Origin of the sequence: Xanthomonas sp. LF07-6, assembly GCF_034105445.1 — a bacterium.
GTDB classification, from domain to species: domain Bacteria; phylum Pseudomonadota; class Gammaproteobacteria; order Xanthomonadales; family Xanthomonadaceae; genus Xanthomonas_A; species Xanthomonas_A sontii.
In genome coordinates, this window is sequence record NZ_JAXGGI010000002.1 from 522,834 (window position 1) to 542,083 (window position 19,250).

Here is a 19,250-nt window from a genome sequence, read left to right on the forward strand (position 1 = left end):
GGAGCAGCGCGCGAGGCGCGGCTGCGGGACGCCTTCGATAACGACCGACGAGAAGCCTCCTGCGGGAGTCGACTGTCGTGCAACCGCGACGCGCGACGTGGTGGGTGCTTTCCGATGGCCCAATGCGTCGGGACTGAAGTCCCTCCCACAGCCACCCGGCGAGCTCGCAAGCCACTGTGGAAGTCGCTTCAGCAGCGACGGGCATTCCAGACAAAGCCCGTCGTGGCTGAATCCGCTCCCACAGGGGCTTGCGACGGACCTACCGGGTGCACTGTGGGAGGGACTTCAGTCCCGACCACGGAGGGTGTCGGCCGGCTTTCGGCTTCGCTTGTCGCGGCTGCACGACAGTCGACTCCCACAGGACAGACTGCATCCGGCGGGAGTGTGGCGAAAGCAGGCGGGGAGACCCACCTCAGTCCACGGATACGCGGGAAAAACCCGTGATGCGGAGTGGAGGCGGGCAAGGCGCGCTGACGCGCTGCAAGTGCCCACGCAACGCCTTGGCTGGGGCGGCGAATGCCAGGCGTTCCGGCTGCTGTGGCGGCCCCGATCCCGACGGTCGGTCGATCCAGGCCAGGGGCGATCCATTGAACGCGATATGACGGCCTTTGCTGCCGCCTACCGTCGTGTCGTTGCCGGCGTAGCTGTCGCGTAAGTTCACGCCGACGATAACTGCCCGCGCCTCCCGGTACTCGCGTGGCTGCCCAGGCCGCACGTGCATGCCAGGGAGATCAGGTGGATGCGTTGCCCTGCCCGCAGGCGCCGACCGTGGCACGGAGACGACGCGGCTTGCCGCGTCCGTTTTCGATGCGACAGGCACAGGCGCGATGTCCACGTCGCAGCCTGGCAAGCAAGGCACAGGGAAGGGCCAGCGTGGATCGAGAAGACGGACGCCGCGGGATCGTCGGACGAAGGCACCACGGAGGTACTCTCCGGTCGGGACTGAAGTGCCTCCCACAACCGGGACTGCGAGCGCGCGCGGCAGGATGCCGCACATAAAAAACTCCCTCCCCGCTGGGCACCGGGGAGAGAGTCTAGGAACAGCGATCGGGATGGATCAGATCAGCGGCGCGGGCGTGGCCGGCAGCGCGACCGGAGCGGCCTTCTTCTTGCGAGCGGCCGGCTTCTTCTTCGCCACGGTCTTCTTGGCGGTGGCCTTCTTCGCAGTTGCCTTCTTCGCGGCCGGCTTCTTGGCAGCCGACTTCTTCACCGTCTTCTTGGCAGCGGTCTTCTTGGTCGCAGCCTTCTTCGCGGTCTTCTTCACCGCCTTCTTGGCGACGGCCTTCTTGGCGGTCTTCTTGGTGGCGGCCTTCTTCGCCGTCTTCTTCACTGCCTTCTTGGCGACGGCCTTCTTGACCGCCTTCTTCACCTTGGCGACCTTCTTGGCCACCTTCTTGGCGACCTTCTTGACCGCCTTCTTTACCGAAACCTTCTTCGCTGCCGGCTTCTTGGCGGCAGTCTTCTTGACCGCCTTCTTAGCGGCCGGCTTTTTCGCAGCTTTTTTCGTCGCCATGGGATGGCTCCTCGTCAGTGAACTATGGATTGAAAATGCCCAGTTAAAGCAACCTCGCGGCGATGCTCCGCCTGCGGGAACCGCCGGCGCGCGCTGCGGGCCGGATCGGATACAGAAACACCCGTACCGGATAGCGATACGGGTGCGATGCCAGGGGAGACGTTGCGTTTCTCGGAGGGAAGCGACTCCAACTCCACCATCTTCGGGTTCCTGGCGGATGTCCAAGTTGTGCTTCGCGTTTTGATGTCGATCCGATTCACTCGCTTGCGCAGCAACGTCTGCTGGGCGAAACCTAATCACGGTTTTTTTTACTGTCAACACTTCTACGCAATTTTTTTTTCGATGGCGCGCGCGCCACCGACGCCGCATGCCGCACTGGCCGCCTTGCCGACGCCGCCGATCGCCGACGCCGACGCCGCGAGGAAAACGGCGCATGCAAAAAAAGCAGGGAAATTTCCGTGTTTTCTGTAACGACACACTGCCTCGATCGCGTTGCGGGCAGGCAGCGGCGAAGCGTCGGCGGGAACCGCGGCGATGCACGCCAGCCTGTCCGCTAGCTGAAAAAAAATTTCGCGACCGCACGCGGTTCCGGCATCGCACAAGTGCAAATGCGCAAAAGTGCGCAAACTTTTTTGCGTCGTGCGGCGCTCACGACGCGCGCGATGCATGCGTGCCGCGTCGCCGGGTGGCGCCGCATCGCGCCACCGCGACACGACCTGCACGCACGTCGCCGACACACCGCGACGCGCACGACTGCCCTCGCCCACCTCCATGCCAAGTCGCCAACGCGTCCTCGGGCGATGCCGTTGCACGGTCGTGTCGACCGAAACAGCTCGCAGAGGTGATCGACTGGCGCCGGCACGCACCGCGCCGCCATGCATCGGCGACGCGAGCAGCGCACACCGCATCGCCGATGCCCGCGCGTCGCCGACCCACGTTGTGCCTCCACGCCGCGCTGCACCTGCGCCGCGTCGGAAAACCGGCGCCGGCCGACGCGCGGGTCGTCGGCATCGGTCTCCGCCAGACGCGACGAACACGCTGCGCTCGCGGTACGCCCGGCGGCGACCTCACATGGTCTTCGCAGCGACGCACGCGGCGACGCAGGCGACGCGCGTTCCGGGATCGCCATGCCGAGAATGGCGCTGCCGACGCACGAACGCTGGCGAGTTCGCCGAGCCGCGCCCAAAAAGAAACCGGCCGCCCTGGGCGGCCGGTTCGGGTATCGCGATGGGCGGTCGGCTCAGTGGCCGTCGTCCTCGAGCAGTTCGGCGTACTCGTCCGGCGACAGCAGTTCGTTCAACTGCTCGGCATCGTCCGCTTCCAGCACCAGGATCCAGCCTTCGCCGTAGGCGTCCTCGTTGATCGTTTCCGGCTTGTCGCTCAGCGCGGTGTTGACCTCGACGACCTTGCCGCTGAGCGGGCTGTACACGTCGGAGGCGGCCTTGACCGACTCGACCACGGCCACGCCGTTGCCGGCTTCGACGTGATCGCCGACGTTCGGCAGTTCGACGTAGACCAGGTCGCCGAGCAGGCCCTGGGCGTGGTCGGAAATGCCGATGGTCACGCGACCGTTGCCCTCGACGCGGGCCCACTCGTGGGACTTGAGGAATTTGAGGTCGCCAGGGATCTCGCTCATGGGGCTGCTCCGGAAGAAGACGGTATCGAGGATGGGAGTCTAGTGTAGCGAACCGCGCGCTTGGGGACGAAGTCGCGCGCGGTGGACAGGACTCAGCCGAGCACGCCGGGCTGGACCTGGCCTTCGCGCACGAACGGGAACTTGACCACGCGCACCGGCACTTCCTTGCCGCGGATGTCCACGCGCACCGCACCCGGCTCGCCGGCCGGCACCCGTGCGAAGGCGATGGCCTTGCCCAGCGTCGGCGAAAAGGTACCGGACAGGATCTCGCCGTCGCCGTTGGCGGTCAGCACCTTCTGTCCGTGGCGCAGCACGCCCTTCTCGTCCATCACCAGGCCGATCATCTGCCGCGGCGCGCCGCCGGCCTTCTGCGCTTCCAGCACAGCGCGGCCGATGAAGTCGCGGCCCTCGTCGAGGGTCACCGTCCAGGCCAGCGCGGCCTCGTAAGGCGAGACGCTGTCGTCCATGTCCTGACCGTAGAGGTTCATGCCCGCCTCCAGGCGCAGCGTATCGCGCGCGCCCAGGCCGGCCGGCTTCACCCCCGCACCGATCAGCGCCTCCCAGAACGCCGGCGCCTGCGCTTGCGGCAGCACGATCTCGAATCCGTCTTCGCCGGTGTAGCCGGTGCGCGCGACGAACAGCGGCACGCCCGCGTCCGAGGTCGCCTCGATCGCGGCGAAGCGACCGAGCTTCTGCGCCGCGGCACGATCCTGCTCGCGCAGCAGGCCGATCGCCTTGGCGCGCGCGTTCGGCCCCTGCACCGCGATCATCGCGAAGTCGTCGCGCTCGCGCACCTGCACGCCGAACGCCTGCGCCTGCTCGCCGATCCAGGCCAGATCCTTGGCGCGGGTGGCGGCGTTGACCACCAGGCGGAAGAACGCATCGGACATGTAATAGACGATCAGATCGTCGATCACCCCACCCTGCGGGTTGAGCATGCAGGTGTACAGCGCCTTGCCCGGCACCTTCAGCTTGTCCACCGAATTGGCCAGCAGATGGCGCAGGAACGCGCGGACCTGCTCGCCGTGCAGATCGACCACGGTCATGTGGCTGACGTCGAACATGCCGGCGTCGCGGCGCACCTGGTGGTGCTCGTCGATCTGCGAGCCGTAGTGGATCGGCATGTCCCAGCCGCCGAAGTCGACCATCTTGGCGCCGAGGGCGCGGTGGCTGTCGTTGAGGATGGTCTTCTGGGTCATGGCGCGGGTCCGTGAGAAAAGTCCCCCATTATCGCTGGCTGGGGGCCGGGATTGGGGGAGTCGGGAATGGGGATTCGTCAGAGCGGCTTTCCTGGATCCGAAGGACTGGCGCTCGATCGCGCAGTGCCGTGGGAGCGGCTTCAGCGAAGGCCGGGATCGGGGAGTTGGGATTCGGGATTAGCAAGAGCGGGCGTCCTGAGCCGAAGGACGCGCGCTTGATCGCTGCTCCTACGCGCAGGAAGATTGGGAAGGTGGAGGTACCGCGCACTCGCGGCACCAATCCCCAATCCCGACTCCCCAATCCCGGCTTTCAAACCGCCTGGACCAGCAGCGTCATCCCGTCCACGCCGACGATGCGCACCGTGCTGCCGGCCGGCAGGTCGGGGCCGCCGACCACCCAGAAGGCGTCGTCGACCTTGGCGCGGCCGCGGCCGCCGTGGATCGGCTGGTCCAGGGTCACCATGCGGCCGATCAGTTGCTCGGCGCGGCGGTTGAGCAGCGGCTGGTCGCTGGTCCGGCCGCGGTTGCGGAACCAGGTGCGGTACACCTGGATCGAGACGAAGCTCAGCACCACGAACGCGCCGACCTGCAGCAGCAGGGAGATGTCCGGGAACACCAGCACGGCGAGGAACACCGCCGCGGCGGCGAAGCCCATCCACAGCATGAAGGCGCCCGGCGCCAGCGATTCGGCCGCGAACAGCAACAAGGTCAGGGCACCCCAGGCCACTACCTCAATGCGCATGGCTCAGACTCCGTTGCGCGGCGGCACGCGCGGCACTGCCGGCGGGGAGGCCTGCTTGTTCAGCGCCTCGCGCGCCAGTTCGGCGATGCCGGCGATCGAGCCGATGATGCCGCTGGACTCCATCGGCATCAGCACGAACTTCTGGTTCGGCGCGGTGGCCAGCTCCTTGAACGCCTCCACGTACTTCTGCGCGACGAAGTAGTTGATCGCCTGCACGTCGCCTTCGGCGATCGCCTTGGACACCATCGCCGTCGCCCGCGCTTCGGCCTCGGCCAGGCGCTCGCGCGCCTCGGCGTCGCGGAACGCGGCCTCCTTGCGGCCTTCGGCCTCCAGCACAGCCGCCTGCTTCTCGCCGTCGGCGCGCAGGATCTCCGACTGCCGCGAGCCCTCCGCCTCGAGGATCTGCGCGCGCTTCTCGCGCTCGGCCTTCATCTGCCGGGCCATCGCATCGACCAGGTCGCGCGGCGGCTGGATATCGCGGATCTCGATGCGGGTGACCTTGATGCCCCACGGATTGGTGGCATGGTCGACCACGTTCAGCAGCTGCGCATTGATGGTTTCGCGCTGGCTCAGCGATTCGTCCAGGTCCATCGAGCCGATCACGGTGCGGATGTTGGTCTGCACCAGCGCGATGGTGGCGATCTCCAGGTTGGACACTTCATACGCGGCCTTGGCGGCGTCCAGCACCTGGAAGAACACCACGCCGTCCACGCGCACGACCGCGTTGTCCTTGGTGATGACGTCCTGGCTGGGCACGTCCAGCACCTGTTCCATCATGTTGACCTTGCGGCCCACCCCGTACATCCACGGAATCAGGAAGTGCAGGCCGGGCGACAGCGTGTGGGTGTAGCGGCCAAAGCGCTCCACCGTCCACTGGAATCCCTGCGGCACCATACGCACGGTCTTGAACAGCACCACCACGCCGAAGAACAGGATCACCAGCGCAAGGAAGAAGGAAGACGGCATCAGGTCGCTCCATTAACCAGAAAGAAATCGAATCCGCAGTATAGCCAGCGCACGCGCACGTGCCGGTCACCAGCGGATGCGGCCCAGCAGCATGTCCTTGAACATCACCCAGTCGCCGGCAAGCGAGTACAGCGGGTGCTTGAAGGTGGCGGGACGGTTCTTCTCGAACACGAAATGGCCGATCCAGGCGCAGCCGTAGCCGCAGACCGGTGCGGCCCATAACCAACGCGGCTGGCCGGTGCACAGCGCCAGCAGCAGGCTCGCCAGCACGCCGAGGCTGCCGACGAAATGCAGCCGTCGCGACACCCGATGCCGGTGCTCGCTCAGATAGAACGGATAGAACTCGCGAAAACTGGAGAAGCGACGCATGCGATGGCCCTCCCGAGGCGACGCAGGCATTCAGCATACGCTGGGAGCGCGGACGTCGCGCGCTGCGCACGGATGCGACGCGCAGATGTCATGCGGCCACGACGCGCACTTGGCGTGCTTTCCGATGACGCAATGCGTCGGGACTGAAGTCCCTCCCACCGTGCACCCACCGCATTCGCCGCAACGCCTGTGGGAGCGGCCTCCGTCGTGCCGCGGTGCGACGAGGACGTGTATCGCGACCACAGGGCACCGCCCATCGCGCAGGGACGTATCCTGGGGCGCAACGGTCATGCGGCCACGACGCGCAACGTGGCGTGCTTTCCGATGAGCCAATGCGTCGGGACTGAAGTCCCTCCCACAGTGCACCCGCCGAGTTCGTCTCAAGCTCCCGTGGGAGCGGCCTCAGCCCTGCCGCGGTGCGAACATGATCACCGCCATGCCGGCCAGGCACAGGCCGGCGCCGAGCAGGTCCCAGCGCGTGGGGCGCATGCCCTGCACCGTCCACAGCCACAGCAAGGCGACGGCGACATAGACGCCGCCGTAGGCCGCATAGACGCGGCCGCTGGCGGCAGGATGCAGGGTCAGCAGCCAGACGAAGGCCGCCAGGCTGCCCGCGGCCGGCAACAGCAGCCAGGCGCTGCGCTGTTCGCGCAGCCACAGATAAGGCAGGTAGCAGCCGACGATTTCCGCCACGGCGGTCAGCACGAACAGCAGCAGGGTCTTCATCCGGCCGCGGCGCGTTCTTCGTCCTTGGCGCGCTGCCAGTACGCCTCCTGCTGTGCCAGGGCCAGGCCATCCAGCGCGCCGCCGTCCTGCTGCGCCAGCCGTTCCATCGTGCGGAAGCGACGCTCGAACTTGAGGTTGGCGTGGCGCAGCGCCGCACCGACGTCGACCTTGGCATGCCGCGCCAGGTTGGCGCAGACGAACAGCAGGTCGCCGATCTCGTCCTGCAGCCGTGCCGGATCGACTGCGGCGCCATGCGCCAGTTCCGCGCGCACTTCCTCCAGTTCTTCCTGCACCTTGTCCAGCACCGGCGCGGGGCCGGGCCAGTCGAAGCCGACCCGCGCCGCGCGCGACTGCAGCTTCAGCGCGCGCTGCCATTCCGGCAGGCCGCGGGCGATGCCAGCCAGTGCCGAGCCGTCGCGCTCGCCGGCGGCGGCGCGCTCGGCGCGTTTGATCTCTTCCCACTTCAGCGTCTGCTGTTCGGCATCGGCCACCTGGCTGTCGCCGAACACGTGCGGGTGGCGGCGCACCATCTTGTCGCAGATCGCCGCGACTACGTCGTCGAAGCCGAACGCGCCCTGCTCGCGCGCCATCTGCGCATGGAACACCACCTGCAGCAGCAGATCGCCGAGTTCGTCCTTCAGCCCGGCCAGGTCCTGGCGGTCGATCGCGTCGGCCACTTCGTAGGCCTCTTCGATCGTGTACGCGGCGATGCTGGCGAAATCCTGCTCCAGGTCCCAGGGGCAGCCCTGCGCGGGATCGCGCAGGCGCGCCATGATGTCGAGCAGGGCGGGAAGATCGTAGCGAGTGGGGGTCACGGGCGGGTTCCGGTACGACGGCACCGCTGCCGCCACCGCCTAGTGTGGCAGAGCGCGCGCCGTGCGGCGCGCGCGCGCGGCGCGGCTCAGCCCAGCCAGTCGCGCCAGGGCAGCGCCGCATCGCCCAGCGCCACGAAGTCGCCGTTGAGCAGCGATTCGCGGCGGTTGTAGCGGAACGGCTTGCCGGTCGCGGCGGCCAGCAGCGCGCCGCCAGCGGCCTGCAGCACGCACTGCCCGGCGGCGGTGTCCCATTCGGAGGTCGGCCCGAAGCGCGGATACACGTCCAGGTCGCCATCGGCGATCCGGCAGAACTTCAGCGACGAACCCTGCGCGACCAGTTCGATCTCGCCCATGCGCTGCAGCAACGCGTCGGTACGCGCGTCACGGTGCGAACGGCTCGCCGCCACCCGCAGCGGCGCGGTGGCCGGACGTCGCGTATTCAGCGCGGTGTCGCGGAAGCCCTCGCGGCGGTACGCCTGCTCGCCACGCACCGCATGCCAGACGCGGCCATCGACCGGCGCCTGGACCACGCCGAACACCGGCGCGCCCTGGTGGATCAGCGCGATGTTGACGCTGAACTCGCCGTTGCGCTTGACGAACTCGCGGGTGCCGTCGAGCGGGTCGACCAGCCAATAGGTGGTCCAGTGCTCGCGCACCTCCCACGGAATCTGCGCCGATTCCTCGGACAGCACCGGCAGGTCCGGGGTCAGCCGCTCCAGGCCTTCGACGATGATCTGGTGCGCGGCCAGGTCGGCCTGGGTCAACGGGCTGGTATCGGCCTTGTGCTCCACCTCGAAGCCGGTGGCATAGACGGACATGATGGCCGCGGCGGCATCGATGGCGATGGCGATCACGGTTTCGCGCAAATCACTGGTGAGACGGATCATTCGGCCCGACCCAGCCACTCGCGGGCGATGAACAGCGCCGCCAGCGAACGCCCCTCGGAAAAATCTTCACGCAACATCAGTTGATCCAGTTCAGCCAGTTTCCAGGGCACCACTTCCAATTCCTCCGGCTCGTCGCCGGTCAGTCGTTCGGGATAGAGATCTTGTGCAAGCACCAGCCACGACTGGTGGCTCATGTAGGTCGGCGCCAGGGTCATCGCGCGCAGCACGCGCAACTGCCGCGCACCGTAGCCGGCCTCTTCCTTGAGTTCGCGGTCGGCTGCCTGCAGCGGGGTCTCGCCGGCGTCGATGCGGCCCTTGACCAGGCCCAGTTCGTAGCGATGCACGCCGGCGGCGTATTCGCGCACCAGCAGCACGGTCTGCGCATCCAGCATCGGCACCACCACCACCGCGCCATGACCCGGCGCCTTCAGCCGGTGGAACACGCGGCGCTCGCCATTGCTGAACTCCAGGTCCAGCTCCTCGACCCGGCGCTCGGCGGCCGATTCGCTGCGCTCGCGCACGGCATGGATGACCGGCAATCGACGGGTCACGCCGGCACCCTGCGGCGCCGGACGGCGTCGATCGATAGAATGCGCGGAGCGAAGAACCTGTTCATGAGCGCGAAATGCTATCAGACCTGACCGCAGCACAGATGGCCGAGGCGTGGCGCACGCGTGATCTGGCCGTGCTCTGGCACCCGTGCACGCAGATGCGCGAGCACCCCGACACCCTGCCCCTGGTCCCGATCGCGCGTGGCGAAGGCGCCTGGCTGATCGACCACGGCGGCCGCCGCTACCTGGATGCGGTGAGCAGTTGGTGGACCAACCTGTTCGGCCACGGCGAGCCGCGCATCGCCGCGGCCATCGCCGCCCAGGCCACCCAGCTGGAGCAGGTGATGCTGGCCGGCTTCAGCCACGAACCGGCGGTGCTGCTGGCCGAGCAGTTGCTGGCGCTGGCGCCGCGCCAGGAAGGGCGCGCGCCGCTGGCCAAGGTGTTCTATGCCGACAACGGCTCGGCCGGCGTGGAAGTGGCGCTGAAGATGGCCTTCCACTATTTCCAGAACCGCGGCGAACCGGGGCGCACCCGCTTCGTCGCGCTGGAGAACGGCTATCACGGCGAGACCATCGGCGCACTGGCGGTCGGCGATATCCCGCTGTACCGGCGGGTGTACGCGCCCCTGCTGGCCGAGGCGCTGTTCGCGCCCTCGCCCGACGCGTACCAGGCAGAACCGGGACAGAGCGCGCGCGAACGCGCCGATGCCGCCGCCGATGCGCTGGCCGACCTGTTCGACCGCCATCCCGGCGAGATCTGCGCGGTGATCCTGGAACCGCGCCTGCAGTGCGCCGGCGGCATGCGCATGCACGATCCGGCCTATCTGCGGCGCGCGCGCGAACTGTGCGACGCCAACGGCGCCTTCCTGATCGCCGACGAGATCGCCACCGGCTTCGGCCGCACCGGCACCCTGTTCGCCTGCGAGCAGGCCGGGGTGATGCCGGACCTGCTGTGCCTGTCCAAGGGCCTGACCGGCGGTTTCCTGCCGCTGTCGGCGGTGCTGGCCACCCAGCATCTGTACGACGCCTTCCTCGACGACAGCCGCGAGCGCGCCTTCCTGCATTCGCACAGCTACACCGGCAACCCGCTGGCCTGCGCCGCGGCGCTGGCGTCGCTGCGGATCCTGCAGGAGGACGACGTGATCGCGCGTAACCGCAGCACCGCCGAGACCATGCGCGCGCTGTCGGCGCCGTTCGCCGAGCATCCGCACGTGGCCGACGTGCGCCAGGCCGGCATGGTGGTGGCGTTCGAACTCACCCGCAACGGCGACAAGCGCACGCCCTTCCCTGCATCCGCACGCGTCGGCCTGCACGCCTACCGTGCCGCGCTGCAACGCGGTGTGGTGCTGCGCCCGCTGGGCGACGTGCTGTACTGGATGCCGCCGTACTGCGTGGACGCCGAGCAGTTGACGCTGCTGGCCGAGACCACGCTGGCGGCGATCGACGAGGCGGTGGCATGCGCCTGACCCGCTGCCATGTGGAGCTGCCGCTGCACGCCGGCGCCGAGTTGAGCCTGCCGGAAGACGTCGCCAACCACCTGCTGCGCGTGCTGCGGCTGCGCGAGGGCGATCCTTGCGTGCTGTTCAACGGCGACGGCTGCGATTACCCCGCCGAACTGCTGCAGGCCGGCAAGCGCAACGCCAGCGTGCGCATCGGCGCGGCGCAGCCGGTCGACAACGAGTCGCCACTGGCGATCACCCTGCTGCAGGGCGTGGCGCGCGGCGAGAAGATGGACCTGATCCTGCAGAAGGCCACCGAGCTCGGCGTCGCCGCGATCGTGCCGGTGTGGGCCGAGCGCACCGAAGTGAAGCTGGATGCGGCGCGGGTGGACAAGCGCGTGGCGCACTGGCGCAGCGTGGTGATCGCGGCCTGCGAACAGTCCGGCCGCGCGCGCGTGCCGCAGCTGAGCGCGCCGCTGGCGCTGGCCGATGCGGCGCGCGCCGCGGCGGACAGCCCGTGCCGGTTGATCCTGGATCCGCAGGGCGAACACCGCCTGCGGTCGCTGGTCATCGGCGGCGCTGCGGCGACGATCGCGATCGGCCCGGAAGGCGGCTGGTCGCCGCGCGACCGCGCCACGCTGGAGGCCGCCGGCTTCGTCGGCCTGCGCCTGGGGCCGCGCATCCTGCGCACCGAAACCGCCGGCCTGGCCGCGATCGCGGCGCTGCAGGCGCACCACGGCGACCTGTGAGTTCAGGCAAGCGATGACGCTGTAGACAGCGGCGCCGCAACGCAGGCGCCGCAGGCATGGGACATATATATGTGTCGACGCGCTACGGCACGCCAGGCACGCCGCGCCGGCGTTGCGGGACGCTGCCCATCGGCGCGGCCATCGCCGCGCCGGGCCGCTCAGTGGCGCTGCTGCAGGAACCAGTTCGCCGCGCCGATCACCCCGAGCTGGCCATGCTCGACCAGCTTCACCGGGATCTGCTCCAGCGCCGGACGCATCGCGCCCTTGTTCAAGTAGCGCTCGACGAAACTGCTGGCGGACAGAAACGCGCCGATCTGCGGCAGGAAGCCGCCGGCCAGGTAGATGCCGCCCTGCACGCCGTACAGCAGCGCCATATCGCCGACCACGCTGCCGAGCAGGCCGCAGAACGCGGACAGTGCCTCGTGCGCGAGCGGATCGTCGCCGGCCAGCGCAGCCGCGGTGATGTCGTTCGGTGCGGCATGCGCAGGCGTGGCGCCACGCAACTCGCACAGTGCGCGATAGAGATTGAGCAACCCGGGGCCGGACAGGAAATGCTCCATCGGCACATAGGAGCGATCGCGCAACAGCCGCTGCGCCAGCGCAAGTTCCAGATCGTTGCCGATCGGCAGCGCGGCATGGCCGGCCTCGGTGGCCAGCACCATGGCGCCGCCCTGGGTCGGAATCCACACCGCGGCGCCGAGGCCGGTGCCCGGACCGATCACCAGCGCAGGCCCGCGCTGCGCCTTGCGCGGCCCGGTCAGATGCAGCACTTCGCTGGCGTCCATCGACGCGGCCGCATACGCCACCGCTTCGAAATCGTTGACCAGATGCAATGCCTTCATGCCCAGGCGCTCGCGAATTTCCGGCGGCGACAGCGTCCACGGCAGATTGGTGGTGATGACGCGACCATCTTCGAGCGCGTAACCGGCGCTGGCGATCACCCCACGGGTCGGCTTCGGCCCCTGCACCTGGCCCAGGAACTCGCCGATGATCTCGGCCAGACCGGGATAGTCGGCGCAGCGGTATTTGCGATAGTCCAGCACATCGACGGACGGCGCCGGGCCGGCACCGGCAGCGCCTGCGACCAGGCCGATCCGGACATGGGTTCCGCCGACATCGGCAGCAATGAAGGGCTCGGCGCGCGGCACGGCCGCTGCCACTGATGAACTGCTTGCGGACACATCTTCTCCCGTTGCGCCAGAGCAGGCGCACGCCGATTCGGCAGATTGATCGATCGAGTGTCGGACCACCTTGACAACGTTGTCAAGGTGAATTTCACCCGTTTGTCGTTTTGTCTTCACCACTGCGACTTCATCGGCCGGATCGCCCGGCCGTTCGAGTGGTCGATCGCATGGCGCGTTGCATGGGTGAACATCCGTCGCAAAATTTCGCCGCATTGCACAAATTTCTGCCACACGCCCGGCCAACCGGCAGCGCCTGCCACACCAGGGCCTCGCGGCCAACGCAGTCCCGTTGCACCCATCCGCGGGCATGTTTTCTTTTGTAGACAAGCACCTAGGAGACGCGGCGGAAGGGCCGCGAAAGCCTCCGGAAAGATGCCGCGGCGAGCCTTGCTTGCATTCGTCAAAACCACGTGAAACGGGTGTTGACAACGCTGTCAGCGCTACGACAGACTCGGCTCACACAAGTTTTACAACTTCAAGACATGCCACGTTCAGGGGATTCAGACACAGCGACGCATCGCCGCTCCTCCCGCGCCAAGTGGCAGGACGCGCACTGACGCTGCGACCGGCATCCCCGAACCGACGAAACCACGCCCCGAGCCGGGCCGGACGCAGCGACGTCCGGATCAGGCGACAAGGTGCACTGCTGTATTGCTGGACTTGGTTGTTACCTGCAGGAACACAGGAAGGACTGGCGCCCTCGATGCCGCCGGTTGGCTACTTCCGCGTCAGCGACCGGACGACGCGCATCGAGATGCGATCCGCGCAGCGCCACCAGGCGCGGCGCCATCCACAAGGCCGGGCAGCGGCCAGCACGCCGGAACATCGGTTGGCACCTCATGCCCAAGTACTCACCCAGAGGTTTAGCCAATGAATAGCCGCACCACTACCTTAGCCCTCAGCATCATGGCCGCGCTGTACCTGTCCGGTAACGCCGCCGCGCAGGAAGCGCCCGCTTCCGCCAACGCGGATTCCAAGAACGTCCAGCAGCTGGATGCCATCACCGTCACCGGTTACCGCGCCTCGCTGGAGAAGAGCCAGTCGGTGAAGCGCTCGGCCAACTCCATCGTCGATGCGATCAGCGCCGAGGACATCGGCAAGTTCCCGGACACCAATGCCGCCGAGTCGCTGGCGCACCTGCCGGGCATCAGCGTGGACCGCCAGTTCGGCGAAGGCGAGAAGGTCAGCATCAACGGCACCGACCCGGCGCTGAACCGCGTGCTGCTCAATGGCCAGACCATCGCCTCGGGCGACTGGGGCGGCAACCCGACCGACACCAGCGGCCGCACCTTCAACTACACCCTGCTGTCGCCTGAAATCATCGGCCTGATGGAGGTCTACAAGACCCCGGAAGCCCGCATCGACGAAGGCTCGATCGGCGGCACCGTGATCGTGCACACCCGCAAGCCGCTGGACCTGCCGAAGAACACCATCCGCGGCTCGATCGGCTACAACTACAACGACCGTTCGGAAGAAGGCAATCCGCGCGGCTCGGCGCTGTGGAGCTGGAAGAACGACGACGAGACCTTCGGCGCGTTGATCTCCGCCACCCACGACAAGCAGGATCTGTCGCGCGCCGGCATCGAGTTCTTCGGCTACAACACCGGCGCCGGCATCCCGCCGACCGCGCGCATCTCCGGCGACGGTGGTAACGTCGCGACCGCCAAGATCCCGGTGGGCATCAATAGCGCCTTCTTCCAGCAGACCCGCGAGCGCAACGGCCTGCAGGGCGCGCTGCAGTGGAAGCCGAACGATCAGAACGAGTTCAACCTGACCGGCATCTACATCAAGGGCAAGTACAACAACTTCAGCGAATCGCGCTACGTCTGCCCGGGCTGCGGCGACCAGGACAAGATCACCAGCGCGACCGTGCAGAACGGCTACATCACCCAGGCCACGGTCACTGATGGCGCCGGCAACGGCAAGCAGCCGTATGCGCAGCTGGACACCAACTACCGCGAAAGCACCGTCACCACCAAGAGCCTGAACCTGCGCCACGACTTCTACGGCGACAAGTGGGTGTTCACCTCGCAGGTCGGCACCACCGAGGCCACCGGCGGCAAGAACCCCGAATACCTGATGAAGTTCCTGCTGAAGGACGGTGGCTACAACTTCGGTTACGACGGCAGCCACACCGACGTCAACTACGACAACGCCAGTGCCGCCAACTGGGGTCTGGTCGGTTCGCCGGCCGGCCTGGCGCCCGGTTCCACCGCCGCTTCGGCGATGCAGGCCGGCGGCATCTACTACGCCAAGAGCACGGACAAGGAGAAGTACTTCCAGTTCGACGCCGCCCGCGATCTGGACTGGGGCCCGCTGAACAAGCTGCAGCTCGGCTACAAGTACATCAACCACGACAACGGCGTCGACGCCCGCGGCAACCGCATCAACACCACCAATGCGATTTCGCTGACCGACTTCAGCCCCGGCACCACCCCGAGCGGTCTGTACGACGGCCTGGGCGCCAGCGGCGACCTGACCAACTGGCCGACCGCCAACCTCAACTCGGTGATCAGCTACCTGCGCGGGCAGCCGCAGGGTCCGTACAACCGCGACTACGGCTCCTCGTTCGACGTCAAGGAAATCACCAGCGACCTGTACGCGCAGCTGAACTTCGAGTCCGGCGCGTGGCGCGGCAACCTGGGCGTGCGTTATGTCGACACCAAGGACAAGTCGCTGTACTGGCAGAGCGCCGATGGCGGCGCAACCTACAACCAGACCCAGGTGAGCAAGCAGTACTACAAGCCGCTGCCGAGCTTCAACCTGGCCTACGACCTGGATACCGACAAGGTGCTGCGCTTCTCCGTGGCCAAGGTGATGGCACGTCCGCGCTACGGCGACCTGGCCGGCTCGTTCACCATCAACAGCAGCAACGGCAACCTGACCGCCAGCGGCGGCAACCCGGACCTGAAGCCCTACGAGTCGACCAACTACGATCTGGCCGCCGAGTGGTACTTCGCCCCGTCCAGCATGCTGTCGGCGGAACTGTTCTATCGCGACATCAGCTCGTACATCGTCACCACCACCTCGCAGCAGCAGCTGACCGATGCGGTGAGCGGCGTGAGCGGCCTGTTCACGGTGACCTCGCCGATCAACGCCTCCGACGCCAAGGTCAAGGGCGCCTCGCTGAACTACCAGCAGGCCTTCGGCTACGGCTTCGGTCTGCAGGCGAACTACACCTACGCCACCGCCGACGCCAGCACCGGCCTGAACCTGCCGTACCTGTCGAAGAACACCTACAACGTGATCCCCTACTGGGAAAACGGTCCGTGGATGGTGCGCCTGAACTACAGCTACCGCTCCAAGTACTTCACCCAGGTCGGCCGCCTGAACTCGCAGGTGTTCACCGACGAGTACAAGCAGCTGGACCTGACCGCCTCGTACGAGATCAATGACTGGATGAGCGTGAGCTTCAGCGCGACCAACCTGCTCGACTCGACGTACTACTGGTACAACGAGGTCAAGTACGCGCCGATCGGCATGTACAAGAACGGCCGCGGCTACCAGGCGCAGCTGAACTTCAAGTTCTGATGTAGCACCGGCGCGCCACCGTCCCTCCACGGTGGCGCGCTTTTTCGTGTCCGGCGCGGCGGCGCCGGCATCGTCTTCTGCAACAAGGAGTGCCGTTCCATGACGACCGAGACCCGCCCCAGTGCGGACCGATCCCGCCACGCCGGAGCCGCACGCCAGACCCTGGCCAGCGCGCTGGCCCTCATGCTCGCGCTGACGGCCCTGCCCGCCGGCGCCGCGGATGCGCCGTCGCCGACCGCGCCCACCGCCACCACCCTCAGTCCGGAACAGATCGACCAACAGTGGCTGCAGGCCACCGCCAAGTACGCGCCCGAACGCGCGCGGCTGGTGCGCGAAGCCAACGATGGCGCGCGCGGCGGACCGTTCCGACCCGACTGGACCTCGCTCAAGCAGTACCGCTCGCCGTCCTGGTACGACAACGCCAAGTTCGGCATCTTCATCCATTGGGGCGTGTTCTCGGTGCCGGCCTTCGGCAACGAGTGGTATTCGCGCAACATGTACCAGCAGGGCAGCAAGGACTACCTGCACCATCGGGAAACCTACGGCCCGCAGTCGCGCTTCGGCTACAAGGACCTGATCCCGCTGTTCACCGCGCCCAAGTTCGATCCGCAGGCCTGGGCCACCCTGTTCCGCGATGCCGGCGCCCGCTACGTGGTGCCGGTGGCCGAACACCACGACGGCTTCGCGATGTACGACTCGCAGCTGTCGGACTGGACCGCGGTCAAGATGGGCCCCAAGCGCGACGTGCTCGGCGAGCTGTCCAAGGCGATCCGCGCACAGGGCCTGCATTTCGGCCTGTCCTCGCACCGCGCCGAGCACGACTGGTTCTTCGACGGCGGCCGCCAGTTCGACTCGGACGTCAACGACCCGCGCTACGCCGGCCTGTACGGCCCGGCGCAGATCCGCCTGCCGGGCAAGGACGACGCCGACGTCACCAACGACTGGACCCCGGTGTCGCAGGCCTGGCTGGACGACTGGCTGGCGCGTACCACCGAGCTGATCGACCGCTACGACCCGGACCTGATCTATTTCGACTGGTGGATCGCGCACCCGACCTTCCGCGGCACCCTGCCGACCATGCTGTCGTACTACTACAACCACGGCGCGGCCAAGGGCGGCGTGGTGGTGAACTACAAGCTCGGCGCCTTCCCCGAAGGTGCCGGCACGCTCGATATCGAGCGCGGCCAGCTCACCGGCATCCATCCCACGCACTGGCAGACCGACACCTCGGTCAGCAACGCCTCGTGGGGCTATGTCGAGAACGACACCTACAAGACGCCGACCTTCATCATCCACATGCTGGTGGACGTGGTCAGCAAGAACGGCAACCTGATGCTCAACATCGGCCCGCGCGCCGACGGCTCGATCCCGGACACCGAACGCACGATCCTGCTGTCGATCGGCAAGTGGCTCAAGACCAACGGCGAGGCGATCTACGACAGCACGCCGTGGCGCAGCTACGGCGAAGGCCCGACCGAAGTGGTCGGCGGCACCTTCCAGGACACCAAGACCAAGCCGTACACGCCCGAGGATTTCCGCTTCACCACCGGCCACGGCGCGCTGTACGCGATCGAGCTGGGCTGGCCGGCCGACGGCCAGGCGCTGATCCGCTCGCTGAAGCCGGCCGATGGCGTGCGTGGCGTCACCCTGCTCGCCAACGGCAAGCCGGTGCCGTTCGAGCAGCGCGCCGACGGCCTGCACCTGCGCCTGCCGGCCAAGCCGGTGGGAGAACACGCCTACGTGTTCCGCATCGACCTGTCCTCCCCCACTCCGCCAACGGATCCCTCCCGATGATGAAGCGTTTCGCCGGGCTGCTGTTCGCCCTCGCCCTGGCCTGCGGGCCGGCCATGGCCAAGAACCCGACTGCGCTGTTCTATCTGATGAACACGCAGAAATCGACCAATTCGTTCCTGGCCCACCTCGACAAGATCGACGTGGTGGTGCCGACCTGGTACGGCGTGGACCAGAGCGGCCTGGTCAACGGCACCCCGAACATGTACCTGTACGAGATCGCCAAGCAGCACAAGCTGCGGGTGATGCCGATCCTGTCGATGACCGCCGGGCGCGAGGGCTTCCACAAGCTGCTGCACGACGAGGACGCCAAGCAGCGCATGATCCAGGCGCTGCTGATCCACGGCCGCAAGCACGGCTACTACGGCTTCCAGTTCGATTTCGAGAGCATCGCCTGGACCGACCGCGACGCCTACTCGCTGATGGTCAAGCAGACCGCCGAGGCGCTGCACAAGGCCGGCTTCAAGCTGTCGGTGGCGGTGGTGCCGAACGCACCGGGCTATGCCGAAGGCGGCGCCTTCGCCAAGTGGATGTGGGAGTACTGGCGGGGCGCCTACGACCTCAAGGCGCTGAGCGCCTCGGCCGACCTGATCAGCCTGATGACCTACGACCAGCACACCCGCTGGACCGCGCCCGGCCCGGTCGACGGCATGGTGTGGATGAAGAAGCACCTGGACTACGCGCTGACCCAGGTGCCGAAGGACAAGCTGTCGCTGGGCATCGCCACCTATGGCTACCGCTGGTACACCGGCAATCCGGTCAAGGCCGACGGCACCGAGGCCTCCAACATCACCGCCGACTACATCGATGCCGACGAATCGTTCCCGCTGGCGGAAGAGCAGCACGCCACCGTGCAATGGGACCCGGTGGAGCAGGAGTCGTGGTTCTACTTCTACCGCGACGACATGCGCGAATGGGTGTTCCGCCCGGATGCGCGCAGCTTCCGCGCCCGCTACGAGCTGACCAAGCAGTACGGTCTGGAAGGCTTCAGCTGCTGGGTGCTGGGCGCCGAAGATCCCAAGGTCTGGGACGAACTGCCGACCGCGGCGCGCTGAGCGGCCACACGACCGAGATGCGACACGAGGGGCACGCGGCGCGCAGCGAACGCGCCGCGCTCACCCCAGGCTACCTCACAGCCTCTACGATACGCAT

Annotated in this window: 17 protein-coding genes; 5 read left to right on the forward strand and 12 right to left on the reverse strand. The window is 67.3% G+C overall.

Going from position 1 to position 19,250, the window contains the following annotated elements:
* Positions 1 to 1,057 precede the first annotated feature (1,057 nt).
* The 11 genes from SLW56_RS06830 to nudE form a co-directional block, all read right to left on the reverse strand.
* Complete coding sequence (locus SLW56_RS06830; protein WP_010344200.1) at positions 1,058 to 1,513, reverse strand: hypothetical protein; 456 nt, start codon at positions 1,511 to 1,513, stop codon at positions 1,058 to 1,060.
* 323 nt (positions 1,514 to 1,836) lie between these two features.
* Positions 1,837 to 2,286 carry a hypothetical protein gene (locus SLW56_RS06835; RefSeq protein WP_152237215.1) on the reverse strand — a complete coding sequence of 150 codons (450 nt, stop codon included), beginning with the start codon at positions 2,284 to 2,286 and terminating at the stop codon, positions 1,837 to 1,839.
* Between the two features lie 467 nt (positions 2,287 to 2,753).
* On the reverse strand, positions 2,754 to 3,149 hold the full coding sequence (gene gcvH / locus SLW56_RS06840) for a glycine cleavage system protein GcvH (RefSeq protein ID WP_017910465.1): 396 nt from the start codon (positions 3,147 to 3,149) through the stop codon (positions 2,754 to 2,756).
* 92 nt (positions 3,150 to 3,241) lie between these two features.
* Entirely contained in the window at positions 3,242 to 4,348 is a 1,107-nt protein-coding gene (gene gcvT / locus SLW56_RS06845) for a glycine cleavage system aminomethyltransferase GcvT (RefSeq protein ID WP_017912924.1), read from the reverse strand.
* Positions 4,349 to 4,658: 310 nt separating this feature from the next.
* Positions 4,659 to 5,090, reverse strand: coding sequence for an NfeD family protein (locus SLW56_RS06850; RefSeq protein ID WP_026144669.1), 432 nt, complete (start codon positions 5,088 to 5,090; stop codon positions 4,659 to 4,661).
* A gap of 3 nt (positions 5,091 to 5,093) precedes the next feature.
* Positions 5,094 to 6,059 (reverse strand): SPFH domain-containing protein, encoded by a 966-nt coding sequence (locus SLW56_RS06855; RefSeq protein ID WP_152237213.1) that lies wholly within the window; start codon positions 6,057 to 6,059, stop codon positions 5,094 to 5,096.
* Between the two features lie 63 nt (positions 6,060 to 6,122).
* Positions 6,123 to 6,425 (reverse strand): DUF962 domain-containing protein, encoded by a 303-nt coding sequence (locus SLW56_RS06860; protein WP_017910461.1) that lies wholly within the window; start codon positions 6,423 to 6,425, stop codon positions 6,123 to 6,125.
* A 402-nt stretch (positions 6,426 to 6,827) separates the two neighbouring features.
* Positions 6,828 to 7,151, reverse strand: a complete 324-nt coding sequence (locus SLW56_RS06865; protein WP_017916569.1) for a YnfA family protein — start codon at positions 7,149 to 7,151, stop codon at positions 6,828 to 6,830.
* Positions 7,148 to 7,924 carry a nucleoside triphosphate pyrophosphohydrolase gene (gene mazG / locus SLW56_RS06870; protein WP_295910547.1) on the reverse strand — a complete coding sequence of 259 codons (777 nt, stop codon included), beginning with the start codon at positions 7,922 to 7,924 and terminating at the stop codon, positions 7,148 to 7,150. The genes SLW56_RS06865 and mazG overlap by 4 nt, the downstream gene beginning before the upstream one ends.
* A gap of 128 nt (positions 7,925 to 8,052) precedes the next feature.
* Positions 8,053 to 8,853 (reverse strand): 3'(2'),5'-bisphosphate nucleotidase CysQ, encoded by an 801-nt coding sequence (cysQ, locus tag SLW56_RS06875; protein WP_017912917.1) that lies wholly within the window; start codon positions 8,851 to 8,853, stop codon positions 8,053 to 8,055.
* Positions 8,850 to 9,404, reverse strand: a complete 555-nt coding sequence (gene nudE, locus SLW56_RS06880) for an ADP compounds hydrolase NudE (protein WP_026143746.1) — start codon at positions 9,402 to 9,404, stop codon at positions 8,850 to 8,852. Before nudE ends, cysQ begins: the two co-directional genes overlap by 4 nt.
* Positions 9,405 to 9,478: 74 nt before the next feature.
* Between nudE and bioA the strand changes: the two genes are divergently transcribed.
* Both bioA and SLW56_RS06890 read left to right on the forward strand, forming a co-directional pair.
* The gene (bioA, locus tag SLW56_RS06885; protein ID WP_320694543.1) at positions 9,479 to 10,870 is read left to right on the forward strand and encodes an adenosylmethionine--8-amino-7-oxononanoate transaminase; all 1,392 of its coding nucleotides are present in this window, start codon (positions 9,479 to 9,481) and stop codon (positions 10,868 to 10,870) included.
* Complete coding sequence (locus tag SLW56_RS06890) at positions 10,861 to 11,592, forward strand: 16S rRNA (uracil(1498)-N(3))-methyltransferase (RefSeq protein ID WP_320694544.1); 732 nt, start codon at positions 10,861 to 10,863, stop codon at positions 11,590 to 11,592. The genes bioA and SLW56_RS06890 overlap by 10 nt, the downstream gene beginning before the upstream one ends.
* 158 nt (positions 11,593 to 11,750) lie before the next feature.
* On the opposite strand, the gene SLW56_RS06895 is transcribed toward SLW56_RS06890, so the two are convergent.
* Complete coding sequence (locus SLW56_RS06895) at positions 11,751 to 12,773, reverse strand: glucokinase family protein (protein ID WP_267117333.1); 1,023 nt, start codon at positions 12,771 to 12,773, stop codon at positions 11,751 to 11,753.
* An 873-nt stretch (positions 12,774 to 13,646) separates the two neighbouring features.
* Between SLW56_RS06895 and SLW56_RS06900 the strand changes: the two genes are divergently transcribed.
* The 3 genes from SLW56_RS06900 to SLW56_RS06910 all read left to right on the forward strand — a co-directional run bounded on the left by SLW56_RS06900 (position 13,647) and on the right by SLW56_RS06910 (position 19,153).
* Positions 13,647 to 16,307 carry a TonB-dependent receptor gene (locus SLW56_RS06900; protein ID WP_026144664.1) on the forward strand — a complete coding sequence of 887 codons (2,661 nt, stop codon included), beginning with the start codon at positions 13,647 to 13,649 and terminating at the stop codon, positions 16,305 to 16,307.
* Between the two features lie 99 nt (positions 16,308 to 16,406).
* Positions 16,407 to 18,101 carry an alpha-L-fucosidase gene (locus SLW56_RS06905; RefSeq protein WP_320694545.1) on the forward strand — a complete coding sequence of 565 codons (1,695 nt, stop codon included), beginning with the start codon at positions 16,407 to 16,409 and terminating at the stop codon, positions 18,099 to 18,101.
* Complete coding sequence (locus tag SLW56_RS06910) at positions 18,101 to 19,153, forward strand: glycosyl hydrolase family 18 protein (protein WP_152237219.1); 1,053 nt, start codon at positions 18,101 to 18,103, stop codon at positions 19,151 to 19,153. The genes SLW56_RS06905 and SLW56_RS06910 overlap by 1 nt, the downstream gene beginning before the upstream one ends.
* Positions 19,154 to 19,250 lie beyond the last annotated feature (97 nt).

What these genes read in the sequence shown, in the direction of transcription:
- SLW56_RS06905 (WP_320694545.1), top strand. Translation starts at nt 16,407, where the DNA reads ATGACGACCGAGACCCGCCCCAGTGCGGACCGATCCCGCCACGCCGGA.
- mazG (WP_295910547.1), bottom strand. Translation starts at nt 7,924, where the DNA reads ATGGCGCGCCTGCGCGATCCCGCGCAGGGCTGCCCCTGGGACCTGGAG.
- SLW56_RS06890 (WP_320694544.1), top strand. Translation starts at nt 10,861, where the DNA reads ATGCGCCTGACCCGCTGCCATGTGGAGCTGCCGCTGCACGCCGGCGCC.
- SLW56_RS06830 (WP_010344200.1), bottom strand. Translation starts at nt 1,513, where the DNA reads ATGGCGACGAAAAAAGCTGCGAAAAAGCCGGCCGCTAAGAAGGCGGTC.
- SLW56_RS06865 (WP_017916569.1), bottom strand. Translation starts at nt 7,151, where the DNA reads ATGAAGACCCTGCTGCTGTTCGTGCTGACCGCCGTGGCGGAAATCGTC.
- SLW56_RS06850 (WP_026144669.1), bottom strand. Translation starts at nt 5,090, where the DNA reads ATGCGCATTGAGGTAGTGGCCTGGGGTGCCCTGACCTTGTTGCTGTTC.
- gcvH (WP_017910465.1), bottom strand. Translation starts at nt 3,149, where the DNA reads ATGAGCGAGATCCCTGGCGACCTCAAATTCCTCAAGTCCCACGAGTGG.
- SLW56_RS06900 (WP_026144664.1), top strand. Translation starts at nt 13,647, where the DNA reads ATGAATAGCCGCACCACTACCTTAGCCCTCAGCATCATGGCCGCGCTG.
- bioA (WP_320694543.1), top strand. Translation starts at nt 9,479, where the DNA reads ATGCTATCAGACCTGACCGCAGCACAGATGGCCGAGGCGTGGCGCACG.
- gcvT (WP_017912924.1), bottom strand. Translation starts at nt 4,348, where the DNA reads ATGACCCAGAAGACCATCCTCAACGACAGCCACCGCGCCCTCGGCGCC.
- SLW56_RS06860 (WP_017910461.1), bottom strand. Translation starts at nt 6,425, where the DNA reads ATGCGTCGCTTCTCCAGTTTTCGCGAGTTCTATCCGTTCTATCTGAGC.
- SLW56_RS06835 (WP_152237215.1), bottom strand. Translation starts at nt 2,286, where the DNA reads ATGGAGGTGGGCGAGGGCAGTCGTGCGCGTCGCGGTGTGTCGGCGACG.
- cysQ (WP_017912917.1), bottom strand. Translation starts at nt 8,853, where the DNA reads ATGATCCGTCTCACCAGTGATTTGCGCGAAACCGTGATCGCCATCGCC.
- SLW56_RS06910 (WP_152237219.1), top strand. Translation starts at nt 18,101, where the DNA reads ATGAAGCGTTTCGCCGGGCTGCTGTTCGCCCTCGCCCTGGCCTGCGGG.